Origin of the sequence: Tritonibacter mobilis F1926 (assembly GCF_000376545.2) — a bacterium.
GTDB lineage: Bacteria > Pseudomonadota > Alphaproteobacteria > Rhodobacterales > Rhodobacteraceae > Epibacterium > Epibacterium mobile.
Map to the genome: position 1 here is coordinate 2,565,291 of NZ_CP015230.1, position 19,601 is coordinate 2,584,891.

Sequence of the window (19,601 nt, forward strand, 5' to 3'; positions counted from 1 at the left end):
GTGTGCGTTCCCGCTCAACGCACCTGAAAATAGTTATAGATGGTTTCTGCCAACGCGTCCGACACGCCATCAACCGCCTTCAGATCCGACAGGTTCGCCCGGCTTACGGCCTTGGCACTGCCAAAATGCGTCAGCAATGCCTTCTTGCGCCGTGCGCCTACACCGGGGATTTCATCCAACGGATTAGCGACCAGAGACTTTGCCCGCTTGGCTCGATGAGTTCCGATTGCAAAGCGGTGTGCCTCGTCCCGCATGCGCTGGATGAAGTAGAGCACCGGATCATTTCGTTGCAACGCAAACGCATTCTCGCCGGGACGGTAAAACTCTTCCTTGCCGTGATCCCGGTCGACGCCTTTTGCCACGCCGATCATCGGGATGTCCTGCACACCGTGTTCTTCCATGATTTCCGCAACAGCAGAAACCTGCCCCGCGCCCCCATCGATCAGCAACAGATCAGGCCACATGCCCTTTTGACGGTCAGGATCTTCTTTCAGCAGACGCGAGAAACGACGGTTCAGCACCGCCTTCATCATGCCAAAGTCATCCCCCGCGATGGTCTCGCCATCCTTGATGTTGAACTTGCGGTAGGCGTTCTTCATGAATCCCTCCGGTCCCATGACAATCATTCCGCCTACAGCATTGGTGCCCTGAATGTGAGAGTTGTCGTAGACCTCGATCCGGTTCGGCGGTCCTTCCAGACCAAAGGCATCCGCAATCCCGCGCAACAGCTTCGTCTGTGTCGCGCTTTCGGCCATCCGGCGCGCAAGGCTTTCGCGGGCATTGCGCACCGCTGAGGCCACAAGCTCGGTCTTCTCCCCTCTTTGGGGGATCAGGATTTCAACCTTGCGCCCGGCCTTATCACCCAAAGCAGCGGCCATCAGATCCGCGTTTTCAATATCATCGGACAAGATCAACTGACGCGGCACATCCTTGTTGTCATAGAACTGGCCGATAAAGGCCTCCATGACCTCTGCCGCGGACATGTCATCTGCCACGCGCGGGTAGAAATCCTGATTGCCCCAGTTCTGATTGGCGCGAATAAAGAACACCTGCACGCAAGCCAGCCCGTTTTCCAAATGCAGGCCAATGATATCCGCCTCCGCAACCCCACGCGGGTTGATACCCTGAGCCGACTGTACCTGAGTAAGCGCCTTGATCCGATCCCTGAGGGCCGCCGCACGTTCGTATTCCATCGCCTCAGAGGCGGCCATCATCTGCGCGCCCAGTTCCTCCTGAATCTTGGTGGAGCGCCCGGCAAGGAACCGTTCTGCGTCGCGCACGCTGTCGGAATAGTCATCGTGCGAGATCAGCCCCACACAGGGCCCCGAACAGCGTTTGATCTGGTACTGGAGACAGGGCCGCGTGCGGTTCTCAAACATCGTGTCCGAGCAGTTGCGCAGCAAAAACGCCTTTTGCAGTTGGTTCAACGTTCTGTTCACCGCGCTGGCACTTGCGAAGGGCCCAAAATAGCTGCCCTTCTCCTTGCGGGCCCCGCGGTGTTTTTTCAGCTGCGGGTAGGCATGGTTCTTCCCGACAAGAATGTTGGGAAAACTCTTATCATCACGCAGCAGCACGTTGTACTTGGGCTTCAGCTGTTTGATCAGGTTTTGTTCAAGCAGCAGCGCCTCAGTCTCTGTCCGTGTGGTCAGAAACATCATGCGGGTGGTTTGCGAGATCATTTTCTCGATGCGCGGCGTGTGGCCCGGTCGCGTGTAATTCGACACCCGCGCCCGCAGGTTGCGGGCCTTACCCACATAGAGAACACGGCTCTCATGATCGAGCATGCGATACACGCCGGGCGAGGAGTCGAGCGTCTTCAGATAGTCCTGAATCACACCGTAGCCGGTGCGCGGCGTCTCGGACTGGCCGGGCGATTCTGCGCTGGGGTCACTCATGTTCTCTGACATATGATTCTGAGGGGTTTGCTGCAATCTTCAGACAGGGATTTCAAGCTGTGATGAATCCACCATTCTTGTGGATAACTGTGCGGGTAACTTTGGGCTTGTTGGAATTTTACCTTTATATATCGCGACTTCGCAGATTTGCCTAAAAATTAAGCGATGCCGCAAATGGCTGATTTTTCTTACATTTTCCCCGCACCCATTCCAAATCATTGAAAACAATGAGGTTTTTGTAACGCTCATGTGAAGGATCTGTGACGGGTGCATAAGTCGCGGCTCACGTTGCACTTTTGTACTTTGACGACGCCTGTTGTGACCGTCGCCTATGCTACTCTGGAAGAAGGGTATCAGGCGTTTGCCATGCCAAATGTTGACCGCCATCCACGCAAATCAGCTGCCCGGTGATAGCGGGAGAGGCGACCAGATAACGCAGTGCCGCTGTGATGTCATCTTCCCCTGCTCCACGCTGCAACGGCGTCGATGCACGTTGAGCTGAAAAGTCAGATGCGCTCTGGCGTGGCCCTTGAAGCGTCGGTCCCGGACCAATCGCGTTGACCCGGATTTTAGGAGCCAGGGCCTGCGCCGCCGTCTGCGTCAGTGTCCAAAGCGCGGATTTTGCTAAGGTATAACTCATGAAATCCGGGGTGAGCTTTTGGACCCGTTGATCAACCATGTTCACCGCAATTGCCGCAGCGAGCGGCTCACCGGAATTGTCCCTGAGATCTGGCAGAGACTGTGCAGCCAGCGCCTGTAGCAGCACGACCGGTGCGCGAAGATTGCTCTGCAGGTGTCGATCCCAACTTTGTCGGGTCAAGGTCCCCAACGCGTCCGGCTCAAAGATGGAAGCGTTATTCACCAGACATGTGATATGCCCACCAAGAGCCTCTGCCGCACGCGGCAGCAATGTCTCGGTTTCCTCATCTTGCAGCAAATCTGCCCGAAGCGCCACGGCATTGCGTCCTAGGCTACGGATCTGGGCCACCACATTCTCGGCGTCCCGTTCGGAGGATGCATAGTGGACGGCCACATCATAGCCGTCCTCTGCCAATGCCAATGCCATCGCTCGACCCAAGCGCTTGCCCGCACCGGTCACCAATGCCCGCATCTCTGTCCCCTTTATCTTTGTGTCTTGCACAAAGACTTAGAGCAGTGACCACACATAGACCACATAAAGAGCCGTCAATGCGATGCCCCAAATACGCGTTATGTCCTGACGGAAGAACACGAAGGGAATAATTAGCAGAGAAGCCGCCAGCATCACCCACAGATCGAAATGCAGGAACGCCGGATCAACTGTGATAGGCCCGATAAAGGTGGTGATGCCAATGATCGCCAGAAGGTTGAACATGTTCGACCCGATCACATTGCCCAGTGCCACATCCGCTTGTCGACGCATGGCCGCAACCAATGTCGTTGCGAGTTCAGGCAGCGAGGTGCCGAGTGCCACAAGTGTGAGACCAATCACGGTCTCTGAGAGGCCATACATACGCGCAATGATGGTCGCGTTCTCCACCAGAAGTTCCGCTCCCAGAGGCAGACCGATGAGACCCAGCACCAAATAGATCCCGATACGCCAATACGGCATATTCGGATCTGCTTCGTCGATGTCTTCCAGCTCGTCCTCTTCCCCCGCTGCGCGGTGCGCCTTGGCCTCGCGAAAGGCCGTAAACAGCACACCAAACAGCGCAAGCAGCAGGATCAGACCGGACACCCACGTAAAGGTTCCGACAAAGGCGAGTGCAATGAACAATACGGAAGCCGCAACCATGAAGATGTAGTTCTTCCGGCTGTCACATTCACTGGTGTGCAGCGCGCGCAGCAAAGCAGGCAGGCCCAGAACCAACAGAATATTTGCAGTATTGGACCCGACAACATTGCCCAGCGCGATGCCATCGGCATTTTCATGCACCGCTTGTATTGCGATCAACAGCTCGGGCGCGGAGGTGCCAAAGGCCACGATGGTCAGGCTCACGATCAGCGCAGGAATACCCACCCGCAGACTGAGGTTCACAGCGCCGCGCACCAGCGCGTCGCCGGCCAGCAACAGGATCACCAGGCCTAGGGCAGAAAACAGCCAGGGCATCATGTTTTTGGACCTCCTCGTCCACAGTCACAGGCGCCTCTGCCAATTTTGAAACGTCCACAGGACGGGCAGCGGGCCGAATTGAGTTTCTTTTGTCCCGGAAAACGCAAACGTCCAAACATGGCGAGGACAGCCATGGCCACCAGAAACAGAGAGACGATCTTTAAGATCACGTCACAGGCCAAAACGCGCAAACTGCGCGCGCTCCTCCACCGCAGCCAGCGCGTCTTCGGCCATCGACAGGCCAAATCGGCTTAAAAACGGCTTCTTCACGCCATAGCGGCGCAGGCGGACTTTATTTCCAAATCTCTCTTGCAGCACCGGTTTCAGATGCCCGATCCCATCTATGAGCCCCAGCCCAATAGCCCGGCGTGCCAGCCAAACCTCACCGGTAAAGAGTTTCTCATCACTCGTGAGCTTGGTGCCGCGCCGCTCGGTTACATGCTCAATGAAGTTGGCATGTATGTCGTTCAACAGCACCTTTAGGCGCGCAACATCGCCTTCGTTTTCCGGGCGGAATGGATCGAGCATGCTCTTGCTTTCACCGGCCGTATGTACACGGCGCTCAAGCCCCTGCCGCGCCAAAAAGATATGCGCACCAAAACCGGAGGAGATAACCCCGATAGAGCCAACGACGGAACTTGCATCGGCAAAAATCTCGTCTGCTGCTGCCGCAAGCCAATATCCGCCAGAAGCCGCAACATCCTCGACAAATGCAAAAACGGGAACGTCATGTTCTTCGGCGAGGCGGCGAATACGGGCGCCGATCAGGGCGCTTTGCACCGGGCTTCCACCAGGAGAATTGATCTCTAGTGCGACAGCTTGTGGCTTGCCTTTCTTGAAGGCGCGCTCCAGCACCGGCGCAAGCGTTGTGTCGTTCAGACTTCCGCGACCTGCCATCCCAATGGCTCCGGACAGGCGCACTACCGCCACAAGAGGCGGGCGTTTTTTGAAGGGCAATCGAACACTCATAGCGCCGATGTAGAATGCCCACCCCCCGGAAACAAGGTATCGGCATAGAGGAATTGTTGCGATGTTACGTTTGCAGCCCTCCGGAGGGTAAAAATGCAACGTGATCCTCGTTCAATTCAGGTCACAATATCTGCGTCCTGATGCAACCGCGCCGCCCCTCAATGAGGGGGCGGCGCTCGGCCCAACGGGCAGGGCGGCATTTACAATGCAGTTCTGCCGGGCGGGAGATCACCCGGCAATCCTTACGAGCGCAGGCGCCAGCCAGTCCGGAATATCCAGCCGATAACCGCCAAGCACAGCCCCGTGAACACCGCAATCGCCAACAAGCTAAAGCCGACCGGCACATCCGAAACACCAAAGAAAGACCAGCGGAACCCTGAAATCAAATAGACGACAGGATTAAACAGGGTGATTGTCTGCCAGATTGGCGGCAACATCGAAATCGAGTAAAACGACCCCCCAAGAAAAATCAGCGGCGTGATGATCAGAAGCGGCACCAGCTGCAACTGCTCAAAATTCTTCGCCCAGATCCCGATGATAAACCCCAAGAGCGCGAAACTGATACAGGTCAGCACCAAAAACAGCAGCATCGCGAGTGGATGCGCAATGGTGATGTCGACGAACAGATGCGCCGTGGCAAGAATGACCACCCCGATAAACAACGCTTTGGTCGCGGCTGCGCCCACATACCCCAGCACGATTTCCAAAAAATTCACCGGAGCCGACAGCAACTCGTAGACCGTGCCGATAAACTTTGGAAAATAGATCCCGAAAGACGCGTTAGAGATACCCTGCGTGATCACACTGAGCATGATGAGTCCCGGCACGATAAACGCCCCATAAGACACGCCCTCTACCTGATCTATGCGGCTGCCAATGGCGGCCCCAAACACCACAAAATAGAGCGAGGTCGATAAGACCGGCGACAGAAAACTCTGTGCAAGGGTTCGAAAAAAGCGCGCCATTTCAAATTTGTATATGGCAGATACGGCCGTCCAGTTCATGCATCTTCTCCCGAAACAAGGCCGACAAAAATGTCCTCAAGACTTGATTGCCGCGTCGACACATCCGAAAGCACCAGTCCCGCAGCCGCCACATCGTTCAGCAGCGTTGTGATACCGGTGCGCTCGGCCTTCACGTCATAGGTATAGATCAGGGAGCGCCCGTCCTCGCCCAGACGCAACGCATGCTGATCCAAAGCCTCCGGTACAATCGCAACCGGATCGACAAGGAACACCTGCAATTCCTTTTTGCCCATACGCGCCATCAGATCGGATTTTTCTTCTACCAGCAGGATCTCTCCCCCAGCAATAACGCCAACGCGGTCGGCCATTGCCTCCGCTTCTTCAATGTAATGAGTGGTGAGGATAATGGTGACACCGCTTTCCCGCAGTTCACGCACCACGTCCCACATGTCTTTGCGCAATTCCACGTCGACACCCGCGGTAGGCTCATCGAGGAACAGCACACGCGGCTCATGGCTCAGCGCTTTGGCGATAAGCACACGGCGCTTCATACCACCAGATAGTTCCTTGATTTGACTAGAGCGCTTGTCCCAGAGCGAGAGTTTCTTGAGGATGTCGTCAATCAGCGCGTCATTTCTCGGTTTACCAAACAGTCCGCGCGAGAACCGGACCGAATTCATCACCGTTTCAAACGGTTCCAAATTGATCTCCTGCGGCACCAAACCAATCATCGCCCGCGCCGCGCGATACTCCCGTTCGATACAGTGCCCGCCCACAGTGACAGAGCCGGAGGTCGCGGTGGTGATCCCGCAGATTGTTGAAATAAGAGTCGTTTTTCCAGCGCCATTGGGACCAAGAAGTGCGAGAATCTCGCCTTCCGCAATCTCAAGGTTAACGCCTTTCAACGCCTCAAACCCGCCTGCATAGGATTTACGCAGGTCAGTTATGGACAGGATGGTGCTCATGCGGCCTCCACTTCGGATCGTGCTCGAATACGGGCAATCAAAGCATGAACCATTTTGTTCACGCTTTGTATTACTGGTAACGCTCACGTGAGCAAACCACCACCCCCATCGCCGCGCATTCCACTGTGCATTGACGCAGCCTTGAACTCAAAGCGGCGCTACCCTCTGCATAAACGAACGCGCGTAAAGGGATCGCCGATTTAGGCGCTCTCGTCCGGGGTTCCGCCCAACAATTTTCTGAACCAACCCTTTGGCTTAGCATCGCCAGCGTCGGCATCCGGTGCCTCGGCTTCACCCTCTGGTGTTTCCGGCGCAAGTGCATCTTGGAGGTTCGTAAAGAACTGATCTGCCATCTTCTTGGCAAAACCGTCGATAATCCGACTGCCAAGCTGCGCCAGTTTCCCACCAACTTTGGCCTCAACATCATACGAAAGCAGAGTTCCGGTATCGCTGGGTGTTAGCGTCACCTCCGCGCCGCCTTTGGCAAAACCAGCAGCGCCCCCTTTCCCCTCGCCAGTAATGGTCAGCGTCTCACCCGGCACCATATCAGAGAGCGTCACCTTGCCGGTGAAAGTCGCCTTTACCGGGCCAACCTTCTGGGTCACTTTCGCCTCGAACCCCTCTTCTGGAGAACCGGTGACTTCTTGCGCACCGGGAACGCAGGCCTTCAGCACTTCAGGATTGAGCAGAGCCGCGTAAACACTCGCCGGATCTGCCGCAATTTCTTTTTGATCACTCATCTGCATGGCGTAACTCCCTTTGCTCTGTACCTGCGGGCCAAACGGCACATCTGTCTCCACCTAGCCGGAAATTTGTCGCGCTGCCAAGAACCTCTTGCCGCGATCCACATCGACAGCAAAGGGCCGCAACGTGGCGTCATGGCCTGCCACATAGATTGACAGCGCACGCAATGACCTGTGCGAATGCAATTTACACCCATCAGCACAACAATGAGGGACAGACATGCTCCGTGGTATTCGCATCATCGAAATCGAAGCACTGGGCCCCGCACCGTTTGCAGCAATGATGCTTGCTGATTTGGGAGCTGAAGTCATTTGCATTCATCGCAAGGGAACCGCCGCACCTCCCGGCATGCCAGAGCGCTCAATTCTGGATCGTGGTAAGAAATCCATCGCGCTTGACCTCAAGAATGCACAAGATCTTCAGATCGCACAGGAATTGATTGCCACCGCAGACGGCCTGATCGAGGGGTTTCGCCCCGGTGTCATGGAGCGTTTGGGGCTCGGCCCCACGCAAATGCATCAGAAAAACCCCAAGCTGGTCTATGGCCGAATGACGGGCTGGGGGCAACAAAGCCCTCGCGCGACACAGGCTGGGCATGATCTGAACTATATTGCCCTGTCCGGGGAACTCTGGTCAGCCTCAGCCCCAAACGATACGCCCCTGACGCCACCGACCCTCGTAGGAGATATCGGTGGCGGCGCGCTCTACCTCGTCGCAGGGCTGCTGGCGGGGCTCTTGCGCGCCGCACAAACCGGCGTGGGCACCGTGGTCGACGCGGCAATCTATGATGGGTCTGCGCATATGATGAACCTGCTTATGGCGCTGCGCCAAGCGGGTGGATTTGGAGAAACACGCGGGGAAAACCTGCTGGACGGCCCGCATTGGAGCCGAACCTATCTCTGCAAAGGTGGAGGATATATCGCAGTCCAGTGTTTTGAGCCCAAATTCTACGCCATCTTCCTTGCGAAACTGGGCCTTGGCGACGATCCTGATTTCCTTCGCCAATTCGACAAAACACTCTGGCCTGAGCTCACAGCCCGCCTGTCAGGCCGCTTTGCAGAACACCCGCGCGAATACTGGGCAGACATGTTCAACGACTGTGACGCCTGCGTAACGGCCGTGCTCTCCCCGGCAGAAGCTGCGCAAGATGCAATGAACAGCCGCAAAACATGGCTTACACAGCATGGCCATCTTCAGGCTGCTCCCGCGCCGCGCTTTGATGGTAAAACCCGCCCGGTCGGGACATCGCCATACCGCGATCAGCGTCGCGCGCATATTCTCGCAGACCTCGCTGATCGTCTCACATCATCTTCTAACCCAAAATATCCCGGGGGAGCTTGAGGGGGCAGAGCCCCCTCATCATAGCAGAGCTGAAACGGCATTTGATCAGGCCAAGCCAGATTACCCCATGGCCCTCGCGCGGACTGTGTCAATCATAAGCTGAACATTGTCAGGGTTGGCATCCGGCGTGATCCCGTGGCCCAAGTTGAAAATATGTGGCCCTTTGGAAAACGCCTGCACGATCCGGCGTGTATCCGCGACCAGCTCTTCGCCGCCAGTCACCATATGGCGCGACGCAAGATTGCCTTGCACGCAACCGTCTACTTGCACCTGCGTCGCTGCCCATTCCGGATCAATAGAATTGTCGAGCGCCACGCAATCCACACCGGTTGCTTTATGGAAGCCAACATATTTCTCTCCGGCCTCACGCGGAAAACCGATGACCGGAATACCGGGATGGCGTGCCTTCAGTGCCGCCGTGATTTCACGCGCAGGCTCCAACGCGTATTTTTCAAACGCGTCGCCTTTAAGCGATCCAGCCCAGCTGTCAAAGATCTTCACCACCTCTGCGCCCGCCTCAATCTGCGCCGACAGGTAGCCGATGGTGGCTTCGGTGATACGCGCCAAGAGCGCCTCAAAAAGAGCGGTATTTTCCTGCATCAATGCGTGCGCAGGACCCTGATCCGGGGTGCCGCGCCCGGCGATCATGTAGGTCGCCACAGTCCACGGCGCCCCTGCAAACCCAATCAGCGTGGTCTCAGAAGGAAGCGCCCGCGACAGTATGCGCACCGTCTCGTAAATCGGGTTCAAGGTCTCATGCACGTCGCTGGCGGGGCCAAGCTTGGCAAAATCCGCCTCCGTCGTGATGGTGGACAGGCGCGGCCCTTCACCGGTGACGAACCACAACTCCGCCCCCAGCGCTTGCGGCACCAGAAGAATATCGGCAAACAGGATCGCCGCGTCAAAACCGTAGCGACGGATAGGCTGCAACGTCACCTCAGCGGCCAGTTCCGGGTTGTAGCACAGGCTCAGGAAATCGCCGGCCTGCGCCCGTGTGGCGCGATATTCCGGCAGGTAGCGACCCGCCTGCCGCATCATCCAAATCGGTGGCACAGCCTGTGTTTCGCCTGCCAATGCGCGAAGGATCGTCTTTTTCTGGCCCATGCTCTGCCCCTTTAATTGCGGTCACTCTGAGGTCTAGCCTCAGCGGCAAATTGTCAAGGCTTGCCCGCCCGCACAGACTGGCGCTTGCCACGGCATAATGTCGCGACTAATCCTGTGCCCCATGACCTTGACCCTGCCCTCTCCCGCTTCGCCCCTGAAGATCGGCACCCGCGGCTCTCCGCTGGCGCTCGCTCAGGCTTATGAGACCCGCGACCGGCTGGCCCGCGCCTTTGAGCTGGAGCCCACGGCCTTTGACATCGTGGTGATCAAGACCACCGGCGACAACCGCGCCATGATCGACGCGGATCGCCCGCTGAAAGAGATCGGCAACAAGGGGTTGTTCACCAAGGAGATCGAAGAGGCGCTGACCTCCGGCGGCATCGACCTCGCGGTGCATTCGATGAAGGACATGCCCACCGAACAGCCCGCAGGTCTGATGCTGGATTGCTACCTGCCGCGCGAAGATGTGCGCGACGCGTTTGTCTCCCCCCAGATCCGTGCGATTGCCGATCTGCCGGAGGGCGCGGTCGTCGGCACCTCCTCCTTGCGCCGGCGCGCGCAACTGCTGCACCGGCGACCGGATTTGCAGGTGGTGGAGTTCCGGGGCAACGTCCAGACCCGCCTGCAAAAGCTCCACGATGGCGTGGCCAGCGCCACCTTCCTCGCCATGGCCGGGCTGCGTCGCCTCAACATGGCCGAGGAGGTTCCCGCCACGCCCATCGCGCCCGAGGACATGCTGCCTGCGGTGGCCCAGGGCGCGATCGGCATCGAACGTCGCAGCGACGACACAATCGCGGCCGCCATGCTGGAGGCCATCCACCACGCCGAGACCAGCCTGCGCCTCGCGGCCGAGCGCGCGTTTTTGGCCGCACTGGATGGGTCCTGCGAAACGCCGATCGCCGCGCTGGCCGAGCTCTCCGGCGGCACCTTGCAGCTGCGCGGCCAGATCCTGCGCCCCGACGGGTCAGAGGCTCTGGCGGATCAGCAAAGCTGCGCGATCGAGGACGGTGCCGAACTCGGTCGCCGCATGGGCGAGGCTCTGCGCGCGCGGGCGGGAGAAGGGTTCTTCAGCCACTGACCGACGGGCCCGCGCTCCCGCGTTTGCAACCTTCATAACAGGTCGCAGCCTGCGTGACGTCACGCCCTGATTGACGCAAGGCCCGCTCCGCTGCGAGCCTGAGGAGTGAATCAGGGTGCGGGGGGGGCACGTCATGACGCCGGGAAAGGCCTATCTCAGCAGCGACGACATTCGCCCGCTTGCTGCGCGATCAGACCTGATGGGCGCGTGGCTGGTGCTGCATTGCTGGAGCGTGATTGCAGCGGCGGTGGCGCTGTTTGCACTCTGGCCCAACCTCCTGACGGCGCTTGTTGCGGTGATGCTCATCGGCTCGCGCCAATTGGGACTGGCCATCCTGATGCATGAGGCCGCGCATAATGCGCTGTTCAAAACGCGCAGGCTGAATGATCACATCGGGCAATGGCTCTGCGCGCGTCCGATCCTGGCCGACCTACCGGCCTATCGCCACTACCACCTGACCCATCACCGCTACACCCAGACCGATAATGACCCGGATCTGGCGCTGTCGCTGGCCTTCCCGACCACACGCGCCTCCCTCAAGCGCAAGTTCGCCCGCGACCTCACGGGCCAAACCGGGCTCAAGCAGCTCTTTGGCCAGATCCGCATGTCCATCATGCTGGCCGGTGATCACGAGGCGATGGAGGCCGCCTCAGGCGATTTTGCGCAGACGTTCAAAAGCCCGCGCCTGCTGCCCGCCCTGCCAATGTTCCTGCTACCGATGCTGGTCATGAGCCTGCTGGGCAACTGGTGGTGGGGGCTGGCCTTCTGGCTCCTGCCCTATCTGACATGGTTCCAGTTCGTCGTGCGCCTGCGCAATATCGCCGAACACGGCGCGGTAGAGCTCTCGGAAAATCCGTTCCAGAACGTGCGCACCACCTATGCCGGCCCCTTGGCCCGTGCTCTGGTCGCGCCCTACTGGGTGAACTATCACCTCGAACACCACATGGTCATGCATGTTCCGTGCTGGCAGCTCCCAAAGATGCACGCTCTCTTACTGGCGAAAGGATACGGCGCGCGCATGCGGGTGGCAAAAAGCTACGGAGAGGCCCTGATCGAAGCGGGCTGGCATCGCCGAAGCGCCTGACCACACCGTCACCGCTGCCGCACCGGGCAAGGGGGTACTCCCGCCCCTTTGCGGGTGAGACAAGTCTCCCCCAAAAGCGTTGGGCCCGGCAGGGGCAGCGCCGAAGGCGCTGCCCCTGCCCCCCGGCGATCCGCGCAAGCGGAGCGCAAAACCTCTTGCACCGCGCCTAGATCAGCCCTCCGCCTCTGCCGCGGGCACCTCCACCGGTAGATACTTCCGGTACCCAAGCCATTGGAGCCAATTCTCCGCGCTCCCCGCAAAGGCGTTCAGGTCGACATTCCCCTTGATGCCGGGCACGGAGCCTGTGCCCGTGTATTGCCAGAACACCCAATGTGCGCCGGGATAGACCTGTTCCGGATGCCCGGCGACTGACCGCAGCCAAAAATCCACACCTTGAAGCTGCCCAATCCCGGTGTCGCGATAGAAATCCACCGTGGTATAAACCACCGGTCTGCGACCATAGTGCTGCTCGATCTTTTTGATGAAACGTTCCGCCTCATGCCGCGCCTCGGCCCCGGACGGGCGGCGTTTACAGCTCGGTGAGGCGTGGTTCCACTCGATGTCCAGCACCGGTGGCAGGCTGCCCGCCTCCTTGGGAACATTACGGATGAACCAGCGCGCCTGCTCTTCCGGGGTGCGACAGAAATAATAGAAATGATAGGCCCCGCGTCGCAGACCTGCACGCCGTGCCGCGCGCCAGTTGGACTTGAACTCCGGGTCCAGGTGATCGCCCCCTTCTGTGGCCTTGATCCACGCGAAGGACACGCCCGCCGCGCCCACCTGACGCCAGTCTATATCGCCCTGATAGCGCGCCACATCGATGCCATGGATCGGATAGCCCCATGGCGTGCCCCCCTCCCAGTCGTGGGGGTCATTGTCGCCGTATTTCGGATAGGTCGCGAGCGCCGCATAGGCACGCGCAAAAGCGGGATCTATCACCCGCTCGACCTCCCCTTCCAGAGGCGGCGGCGGCACCGGCTCCCGCGTTGCACTGCCGCAGGCGGCCAGCGCCGCGAGCATCCCCAAACCAATCAGTTGATGAAATTTCATATCTACCTGCCAAAGAAAACTGCCTGCCTCCATAGAGCCGGAGACAGGCAGATCCTTCAATGCAGAATGCCGAATAGGGTCCGCTTTCCCGCGCGCTGAGCGGGTTTACACCGATGCGACAGTCACACCCATTTCGCGAGCGGCGGCAGGCTCATCAACACCGCATTGGCGTCATGCCCGGTCTCCAGACCGAACTTGGTGCCGCGATCATAAACGAGGTTGTATTCCGCATAGAGCCCACGGTGAATGAGCTGCGCATCTTTGTCTGCCTCGGAGCAAGTCTGCACCCGCCGTTTTTCCACCAGAGGCACAAAGGCAGGCAGGAAGGCGCGGCCAATGTCCTGAACCAGCGCAAAATCCGCCGCCCAGTCGCCGGTGTTGTGATCGTCCAGAAAAATACCGCCAACGCCGCGCGCGCGCGCGCGATGCGGGATGAAGAAATACTCATCCGCCCAGGCCTTCAGCCGGGGGTAGAGATCGCCGCCATGCGGGTCGAGATGCGCTTGCTGCACGCCGTGGAAATGTGCCGTGTCCTCGTCATACTCGATACAGGGGTTGAGGTCAGACCCGCCCCCGAACCACCAGCCATGCGGAGTCCAGAACATGCGCGTATTCATATGCACCGCTGGCACATGCGGATTGCGCATATGCGCCACCAGCGAAATGCCCGAGGCCCAGAACCGTGGATCTTCTTTCATGCCCGGTAGTCCCTTGCGGGCCGCCATCGCGTTTTGCGCGCGTTCGCCAAGCGTGCCGTAAACCTCGGAAATATTGACGCCGACCTTTTCAAAGACGCGGCCGCCGCGCATCACGCTCATCAGGCCGCCGCCCGCGTCAGAGCCATCTTCCGCCGTGCGCTTGGTCTCGCTCACGTCAAACCGACCCGCCTCCATATCGGCAAAGGGACCGTTTGTATGGCTGTCCTCCAGCCCCTCAAAAGCTGCAACGATCTGATCGCGCAGCTCCCGGAACCATGCTGCCGCGCGCGTTTTTTCTGCGCGCATCTCTGTCGCATTCTCTGCCATCCCGGCCTCCTGAGTCAGATCGTAATTCGGGCGTGTCGCCTCAATGCACCGGCGCGGTGACGGGATCAAGCAGCGTGCGCCCGCCATCCAGCGTCAACACCTGCCCGGTCATAAACCCTGAGGCCTCGGAGGCCAGAAACTGCGCCGTCTCGGTCAGTTCGGTGGGCGGTGCGATCCGGTTCAGGGGCGTGTGCTCCTCGATATTCTGCCGCAGGGAGCGGTTATCCTTGAGCGTGGCCTGCATCGATGCACTCATCACAGAGCCGAAGGCGATGGAATTCACCCGAATCTTATGCGGTGCCAGCGACACAGCCAGCGAGCGCGTCATCTGATCAAGTGCCGCAGAGGTGACCGAATAGCCCATCAGGTCCGGATGGGTGCGCCGGGCGGCAATGGACGACAGGTTGATGATGGCGCCATTTGCACCGTCGTCGTCGCGTTCCTCGCCCTGGCGGATCATCCGCTTGGCCACATGCTGCGACAGGCGCAATGTCGACATCAGGTTCTGGTGCAACAGAAACTCGACACTCTCATCATCCGGGTTGAGTGGCTCACTGGGCACAACCTTGCGCGCCCCATTGACCAGAATGTCGATCTGATCGAAGGCATCAATGGTGGCCGATAAAAGGTTGGCAATGGTCAGACGCTCTCGCAGATCCCCGGCGAAATGGCGGATATTGCCATCCTCGACGTCGCTGCCCAGTTCCTGCAGGAGTGCGGCCTCATCATGGTCCACGAACATAACATTCGCGCCTTCGCGCGCGAACTGTCGACCAATCGCCAAACCAATGCCATTTGCGGCACCAGTCACGATGGCGGTCTTGCCAGAGATGGAAAAACTCATGGGATAAAGATCCTTGCTTGCGTCAGGCGATGCGCCTGTTCCTTGGGCCAGGTTTCAGAACAAAAAGCACCCAAGTTGGTGCGCGTGTTGTCGCGACGATAGCCCGAAGGATTTGAGATTTGAACAGGTTTTGCGGCCTTGCCGTAAGGGCAGGCCCTAGCGGCTGCGGCGTGGGCGAGCGGCATGCAGAATCTTGAAACGATTGTCTCCTGCAACTTCAGTGAGCGACGCAAAGGCCTCGTTCAGTGGCGTCTCATACGGTAGATGCCGATTGGCCACTAACCAAAGCTGGCCTGCCGGCTTCAGCAACCGCGCCGCATTGGCGATAAACGCCTGTCCCAGTGCAGGCTCGGCGGCGCGACCGGTGTGGAATGGCGGGTTCATGACGACCGCATCCAAACTGCCTTTCACACCCCACTGGCGTGCATCCGCCCAGTGGAACTGCGCGCGTGCATCGTCCACATTGCGACGTGCGCAGGTCAGCGCGATATGATCGGCTTCCACCAGATGCAGCGTCTCCACGGTTTCGCGACCAAGAATCTGCGCAGAAAGATAGCCCCAACCAGCCCCCAGATCCGCAACCTCTTTGCCGAGCTTGGCCGGAAGCGCCTGAGCCAATAGCGCCGATGCAGGATCAATCCCATCTGCAGAAAATACACCCGGCGCGGTGACAAAGCCGCCAGAAACTACCTGCGACCCCAAGATCCAGTCAGACAGATCCAAACCACCCTCAATGCAAAAAGCCTTGCCATGTGCCTTTGACGTGGCTGCAGAGGGCGTGGTTCGCTTTTTCAGCTCTTTCAGGAGGGAATCGATACCGTCGGTTTTGACACCATCAATCAGTACCGGACCTTGAGTTGCAGCAACCGCCTGCGCCACAAGCTGTCTCGCAAACGGTTTGGCACGCGGGATGAACACAACCGCCGCAGCATAGGTCGCCCCTGCCTCAGCCTCTGCCACACAGGTCAAACCACGCGCGGTCCAATAGTCATTTTCCGGCTTCAGCGGCTGGATCACCTCCAACTGCCCCTGAGGCAGAGCCGAGAGGTCATGGCCCTCACGCGGAAGAAAAACAGCGATTCGCCCCGTTTCAGGAACGGCGAAATCGCCTGAATGAACCGCGAGGCTCAGGCGTTGAGACATCTTGAGAGACCTTTCCAGAACCAACCCGCTATGATCGGGTCAGTCGTCTTTTTCCATGGTGCATTGCAGCGGATGCTGGTGGCGACGCGCGTAATCCATCACCTGCGCCACTTTGGTTTCAGCAACTTCATGGCTGAAAACACCAACAACGGCGAGACCTTTTTTATGCACTGTCAGCATGATTTCAAAGGCTTGCGCATGGTTGAGCCCAAAGAACCGCTCCAGCACGATGACCACAAACTCCATCGGTGTGTAGTCATCGTTTAACAGCAGCACCTTGTAGCGCGGCGGCCGTTGCGTACGCGGGCGGGTTTTGGTCAGAACACCAAGGTCGCTCTCGTCATCCGGATTGTCCGACATCATTACGGGGTGCTTTAGCATGGGATCAAAATTTTCCAGTCGTGCATCTGCGTTCGTCACCGGCTTATATAGGGGAAGACCCCATAAGGAAAAGAGATTGAGGCCGGGATAATGCCTAGAACGCTCACGACCATCGGTTTTGACGCAGATGACACGCTCTGGCACAACGAGCGTTTCTTTCGGGTGACGCAGGATCGCTTTGCTGAACTGCTGATGGATCACACACCGGAAGATATGGGACCAGAGGCGCTGGAGCGCAAACTGCTGGATGCTGAAAAGCGCAATCTTGGGGCCTATGGCTACGGCGTCAAAGGCTTCACCCTCTCGATGATCGAAACCGCGATCGACGTCACCGAAGGCCGGGTTCCATCTTCTGTTATCAAAGAGTTACTGGAAGCGGGACAAATGATGCTCTCCTTTCCGATCGAACTGTTGCCACACGCAAAAACAGCAGTCGAGGCCGTAGCAGACGACTATCACGTTGTCCTGATTACCAAGGGCGATCTATTGGATCAGGAACGCAAACTGGCCCAATCTGGCCTTGGCGATTTATTCGACGCGGTCGAGGTGGTCTCTGAAAAGACGCCTCAGGTGTATATCGATATCTTCAATCGCCATGGCGACGGGGTCGCGCGCGCCTTGATGGCCGGAAATTCAATGCGTTCCGATGTCGTCCCCGTGGTGGAGGCAGGTGGGCATGGCGTCTATGTTCCCCATGGACTCGTGTGGGAGGTCGAGCACGCCGACGCCCCAGAACACAGCCCGCGCTACCATGAGATTTCCGATCTGAGTGCCCTGCCCGCTCTCGTCGAACGACTCGGCTAAAACCCGCCGGAAATCCGGGTTATGTTAACCACTCATTCACTACTGTGACCTCAACGCTTCATTTCACCTGTGAAATAAGGCGTGATACCGGTTGCAGCACTGCCAAGCAGACAGAAAATTGCTGACATTTTTGCCGCCGCTATCGCTTTATTTAGCGAGGTTAAGGCGTGCGACTACTAGATATCGACAACCCTTAGGTTTCGCCCGTCCAGCACAACAAGATGTTCCTTCACAACTGGTTTATTCGTCAGACCGGCTATGATACGCTTGCATAAGCAGACAAAACGTCAGCCGGAAAACCGGCGACACGAGGCAAACATGGCAGTGATTTCTCAGGTCGACGGCGGTCGTCTCTTCTCCCGTTGGGTGAAGCGTGGCCGTGGGCAACGTCGCAATTCAGGGCAAGCAATTCTCCAAGGCGCGGTAGGGCTGTGCAAACGTACCATACAGGGTCTGACGCTCGCAGTCGGGCTGGTTGCGGTCGCTCCAGAACAGGCGGCAGCGGCACCTTATGCTGCAATGGTGATGGATGCGCGCACGGGGGAGGTCTTGCACTCCCGTAACGCCGACACACGATTGCACCCGGCCTCCCTCACTAAAATGATGACGCTCTACATCGCCTTTGAGGCGGTGCGGAACGGAGAAATAAGCCTCGATACAGAAATCACGGTATCCCGTAACGCCGAAGCAGAGCCGCCCTCAGAACTGGGTTTGCGGCGTGGCCAGAAAATCGCCCTGCGCTATTTGATCCGTGCAGCTGCGGTGAAATCTGCCAATGACGCCGCAACTGCCATCGGCGAGGCAATCTCCGGCTCCGAAGCCGCCTTTGCCCGGCGCATGAATCGCACGGCCAAAGCGCTGGGTATGACCCGCACCACATTTAAAAACGCGCACGGTCTAACCGCCAATGGGCATATGTCTACGGCGCGTGACATGACCATCCTCGGGCGTCATATGCTGTATGATTACCCTGAATATTATAACCTATTCTCGCGCAAATCGACCAACGCGGGAACCAAAGTGGTGTATAACACCAACCGACGGTTTCTCGCAGCCTATCGCGGCGCGGACGGCATTAAGACCGGCTACACCCGTGCGGCTGGCTTTAACCTTGTGTCCTCGGCCAAACGCGGAGATGAGCGCATCATCGCGACCGTATTTGGCGGCCAATCCACCGCGGCACGCAACGCCAAGGTTGCCGAACTTCTGGACCTTGGGTTCCGTCGCGCGCCCGCCTACGCCAAATTGCAAAAACCCCCGATGCCACCTTATGTGGGCAACAGCGGCGTACGCCTGGCAGAGGACGACACTCATGGGCTTGCTGGCAAAACCATTCGCGTAAGCGGTGTGATCTCCGAAACCATGCGCCCGCGTGCCCGCCCTGCACCCGAGGTCGATCCGGCCTTGCTGGTGGCCGAAGCAGAGGTTGCGCCCGAAACCGCAGAAGAAGAGGTGCAGATCGCCACGTTGGACACAGACGCGCTTCAATCCGGCATCAACAGCGCACTTCTGGAGGTCACCGAAGTTTCTGAAGTGTCGGCGATTCAGCCCCTCGCACGTCCTGCCCAACGTCAAGCAGATGTGGAGGGCGAAGAAGCTATGAAAGCCGAAATTCGAACCGCCGTTGCCCGCGCGGTCGAGGCCCCAACCCAGCGTCGCTACACCGGACCGCGCCCACAGGTGCGCCCGACGGGGCTGGAAACACAGGTTGCTTCGGTCGAGGAACCTGTAGTTGTGACACGCCTGTCGACCTCAGGCGGGCGCTACTGGGGTATCAATGTCGGTCGCTACACGAACCGTTTTCAGGCCGAGAAAGTCCTGTTGCGCACCGCTTTGGCTGAAATGGAAACACTCGATGGCTCACTCCGCAAAGTGGTACAGAACCCTCGCGGCTTTGATGCAAACTTCCTCGGTATGACCAAGGAAAGCGCGGAACTTGCCTGCCGCCGCCTCAACTCTCGCAATGTAACCTGTGAAACACTGGGGCCGGCGTCCTAACCCCCCAAGCGACAGAGCCAAGGCCTGCCGACAGCATCTAAAAAATAACAGCCGCTGCACCATCACCCGGGGCAGCGGCTATTTCATTCTTCTAACCCCAAATATCCCGGGGGTGAATT

18 protein-coding genes are annotated in these 19,601 nt (G+C 58.6%); 5 read left to right on the forward strand and 13 right to left on the reverse strand.

Features of this window, described 5'->3' with window-relative positions:
- Nucleotides 1–14 precede the first annotated feature (14 nt).
- The 7 genes from uvrC to K529_RS12110 all read right to left on the reverse strand — a co-directional run bounded on the left by uvrC (nt 15) and on the right by K529_RS12110 (nt 7,632).
- The gene (gene uvrC, locus K529_RS12080) at nt 15–1,895 is read right to left on the reverse strand and encodes an excinuclease ABC subunit UvrC (protein ID WP_005614281.1); all 1,881 of its coding nucleotides are present in this window, start codon (nt 1,893–1,895) and stop codon (nt 15–17) included.
- A 334-nt stretch (nt 1,896–2,229) separates the two neighbouring features.
- Entirely contained in the window at nt 2,230–3,006 is a 777-nt protein-coding gene (locus K529_RS12085; protein ID WP_005614282.1) for an SDR family oxidoreductase, read from the reverse strand.
- 36 nt (nt 3,007–3,042) lie between these two features.
- Nucleotides 3,043–3,987 (reverse strand): calcium/sodium antiporter, encoded by a 945-nt coding sequence (locus K529_RS12090; protein ID WP_005614283.1) that lies wholly within the window; start codon nt 3,985–3,987, stop codon nt 3,043–3,045.
- Nucleotides 3,988–4,158: 171 nt separating this feature from the next.
- Nucleotides 4,159–4,956 carry a S49 family peptidase gene (locus K529_RS12095; protein ID WP_005614284.1) on the reverse strand — a complete coding sequence of 266 codons (798 nt, stop codon included), beginning with the start codon at nt 4,954–4,956 and terminating at the stop codon, nt 4,159–4,161.
- Between the two features lie 242 nt (nt 4,957–5,198).
- Nucleotides 5,199–5,960 carry an ABC transporter permease gene (locus K529_RS12100; RefSeq protein WP_005614286.1) on the reverse strand — a complete coding sequence of 254 codons (762 nt, stop codon included), beginning with the start codon at nt 5,958–5,960 and terminating at the stop codon, nt 5,199–5,201.
- Entirely contained in the window at nt 5,957–6,886 is a 930-nt protein-coding gene (locus K529_RS12105; protein ID WP_005614289.1) for an ABC transporter ATP-binding protein, read from the reverse strand. Before K529_RS12105 ends, K529_RS12100 begins: the two co-directional genes overlap by 4 nt.
- Nucleotides 6,887–7,086: 200 nt before the next feature.
- The gene (locus K529_RS12110) at nt 7,087–7,632 is read right to left on the reverse strand and encodes a CoxG family protein (protein WP_005614291.1); all 546 of its coding nucleotides are present in this window, start codon (nt 7,630–7,632) and stop codon (nt 7,087–7,089) included.
- Nucleotides 7,633–7,849: 217 nt separating this feature from the next.
- Between K529_RS12110 and K529_RS12115 the strand changes: the two genes are divergently transcribed.
- Complete coding sequence (locus K529_RS12115; RefSeq protein WP_005614293.1) at nt 7,850–8,971, forward strand: CaiB/BaiF CoA transferase family protein; 1,122 nt, start codon at nt 7,850–7,852, stop codon at nt 8,969–8,971.
- A gap of 60 nt (nt 8,972–9,031) precedes the next feature.
- Here K529_RS12115 and hemE read toward each other — a convergent pair whose 3' ends face one another.
- Nucleotides 9,032–10,075 (reverse strand): uroporphyrinogen decarboxylase, encoded by a 1,044-nt coding sequence (gene hemE / locus K529_RS12120; RefSeq protein ID WP_005614294.1) that lies wholly within the window; start codon nt 10,073–10,075, stop codon nt 9,032–9,034.
- 121 nt (nt 10,076–10,196) lie between these two features.
- Here hemE and hemC point away from each other — a divergent pair, with 121 nt between their 5' ends.
- Both hemC and K529_RS12130 read left to right on the forward strand, forming a co-directional pair.
- Nucleotides 10,197–11,153 carry a hydroxymethylbilane synthase gene (gene hemC, locus K529_RS12125; protein ID WP_046002114.1) on the forward strand — a complete coding sequence of 319 codons (957 nt, stop codon included), beginning with the start codon at nt 10,197–10,199 and terminating at the stop codon, nt 11,151–11,153.
- A gap of 133 nt (nt 11,154–11,286) precedes the next feature.
- Nucleotides 11,287–12,237 (forward strand): fatty acid desaturase family protein, encoded by a 951-nt coding sequence (locus tag K529_RS12130; protein WP_005637545.1) that lies wholly within the window; start codon nt 11,287–11,289, stop codon nt 12,235–12,237.
- Between the two features lie 171 nt (nt 12,238–12,408).
- On the opposite strand, the gene K529_RS12135 is transcribed toward K529_RS12130, so the two are convergent.
- The 5 genes from K529_RS12135 to clpS form a co-directional block, all read right to left on the reverse strand.
- Nucleotides 12,409–13,287: a glycoside hydrolase family 25 protein gene (locus K529_RS12135; protein ID WP_046002118.1), complete on the reverse strand. Its 879-nt coding sequence runs from the start codon at nt 13,285–13,287 to the stop codon at nt 12,409–12,411.
- Between the two features lie 122 nt (nt 13,288–13,409).
- Nucleotides 13,410–14,312, reverse strand: coding sequence for an oxygen-dependent coproporphyrinogen oxidase (gene hemF, locus K529_RS12140; protein WP_040642887.1), 903 nt, complete (start codon nt 14,310–14,312; stop codon nt 13,410–13,412).
- 40 nt (nt 14,313–14,352) lie between these two features.
- Nucleotides 14,353–15,156 carry an SDR family NAD(P)-dependent oxidoreductase gene (locus tag K529_RS12145; RefSeq protein WP_005629966.1) on the reverse strand — a complete coding sequence of 268 codons (804 nt, stop codon included), beginning with the start codon at nt 15,154–15,156 and terminating at the stop codon, nt 14,353–14,355.
- Between the two features lie 156 nt (nt 15,157–15,312).
- Nucleotides 15,313–16,299 carry a class I SAM-dependent methyltransferase gene (locus K529_RS12155; RefSeq protein ID WP_005629962.1) on the reverse strand — a complete coding sequence of 329 codons (987 nt, stop codon included), beginning with the start codon at nt 16,297–16,299 and terminating at the stop codon, nt 15,313–15,315.
- A gap of 39 nt (nt 16,300–16,338) precedes the next feature.
- Nucleotides 16,339–16,680 carry an ATP-dependent Clp protease adapter ClpS gene (clpS, locus tag K529_RS12160; protein ID WP_172599694.1) on the reverse strand — a complete coding sequence of 114 codons (342 nt, stop codon included), beginning with the start codon at nt 16,678–16,680 and terminating at the stop codon, nt 16,339–16,341.
- Nucleotides 16,681–16,770: 90 nt separating this feature from the next.
- Here clpS and K529_RS12165 point away from each other — a divergent pair, with 90 nt between their 5' ends.
- Together K529_RS12165 and K529_RS12170 are read left to right on the forward strand one after the other, a co-directional pair.
- On the forward strand, nt 16,771–17,484 hold the full coding sequence (locus K529_RS12165; protein WP_005629958.1) for an HAD family hydrolase: 714 nt from the start codon (nt 16,771–16,773) through the stop codon (nt 17,482–17,484).
- 318 nt (nt 17,485–17,802) lie between these two features.
- Nucleotides 17,803–19,482, forward strand: coding sequence for a D-alanyl-D-alanine carboxypeptidase family protein (locus K529_RS12170; RefSeq protein WP_005629955.1), 1,680 nt, complete (start codon nt 17,803–17,805; stop codon nt 19,480–19,482).
- Nucleotides 19,483–19,601: the final 119 nt, after the last annotated feature.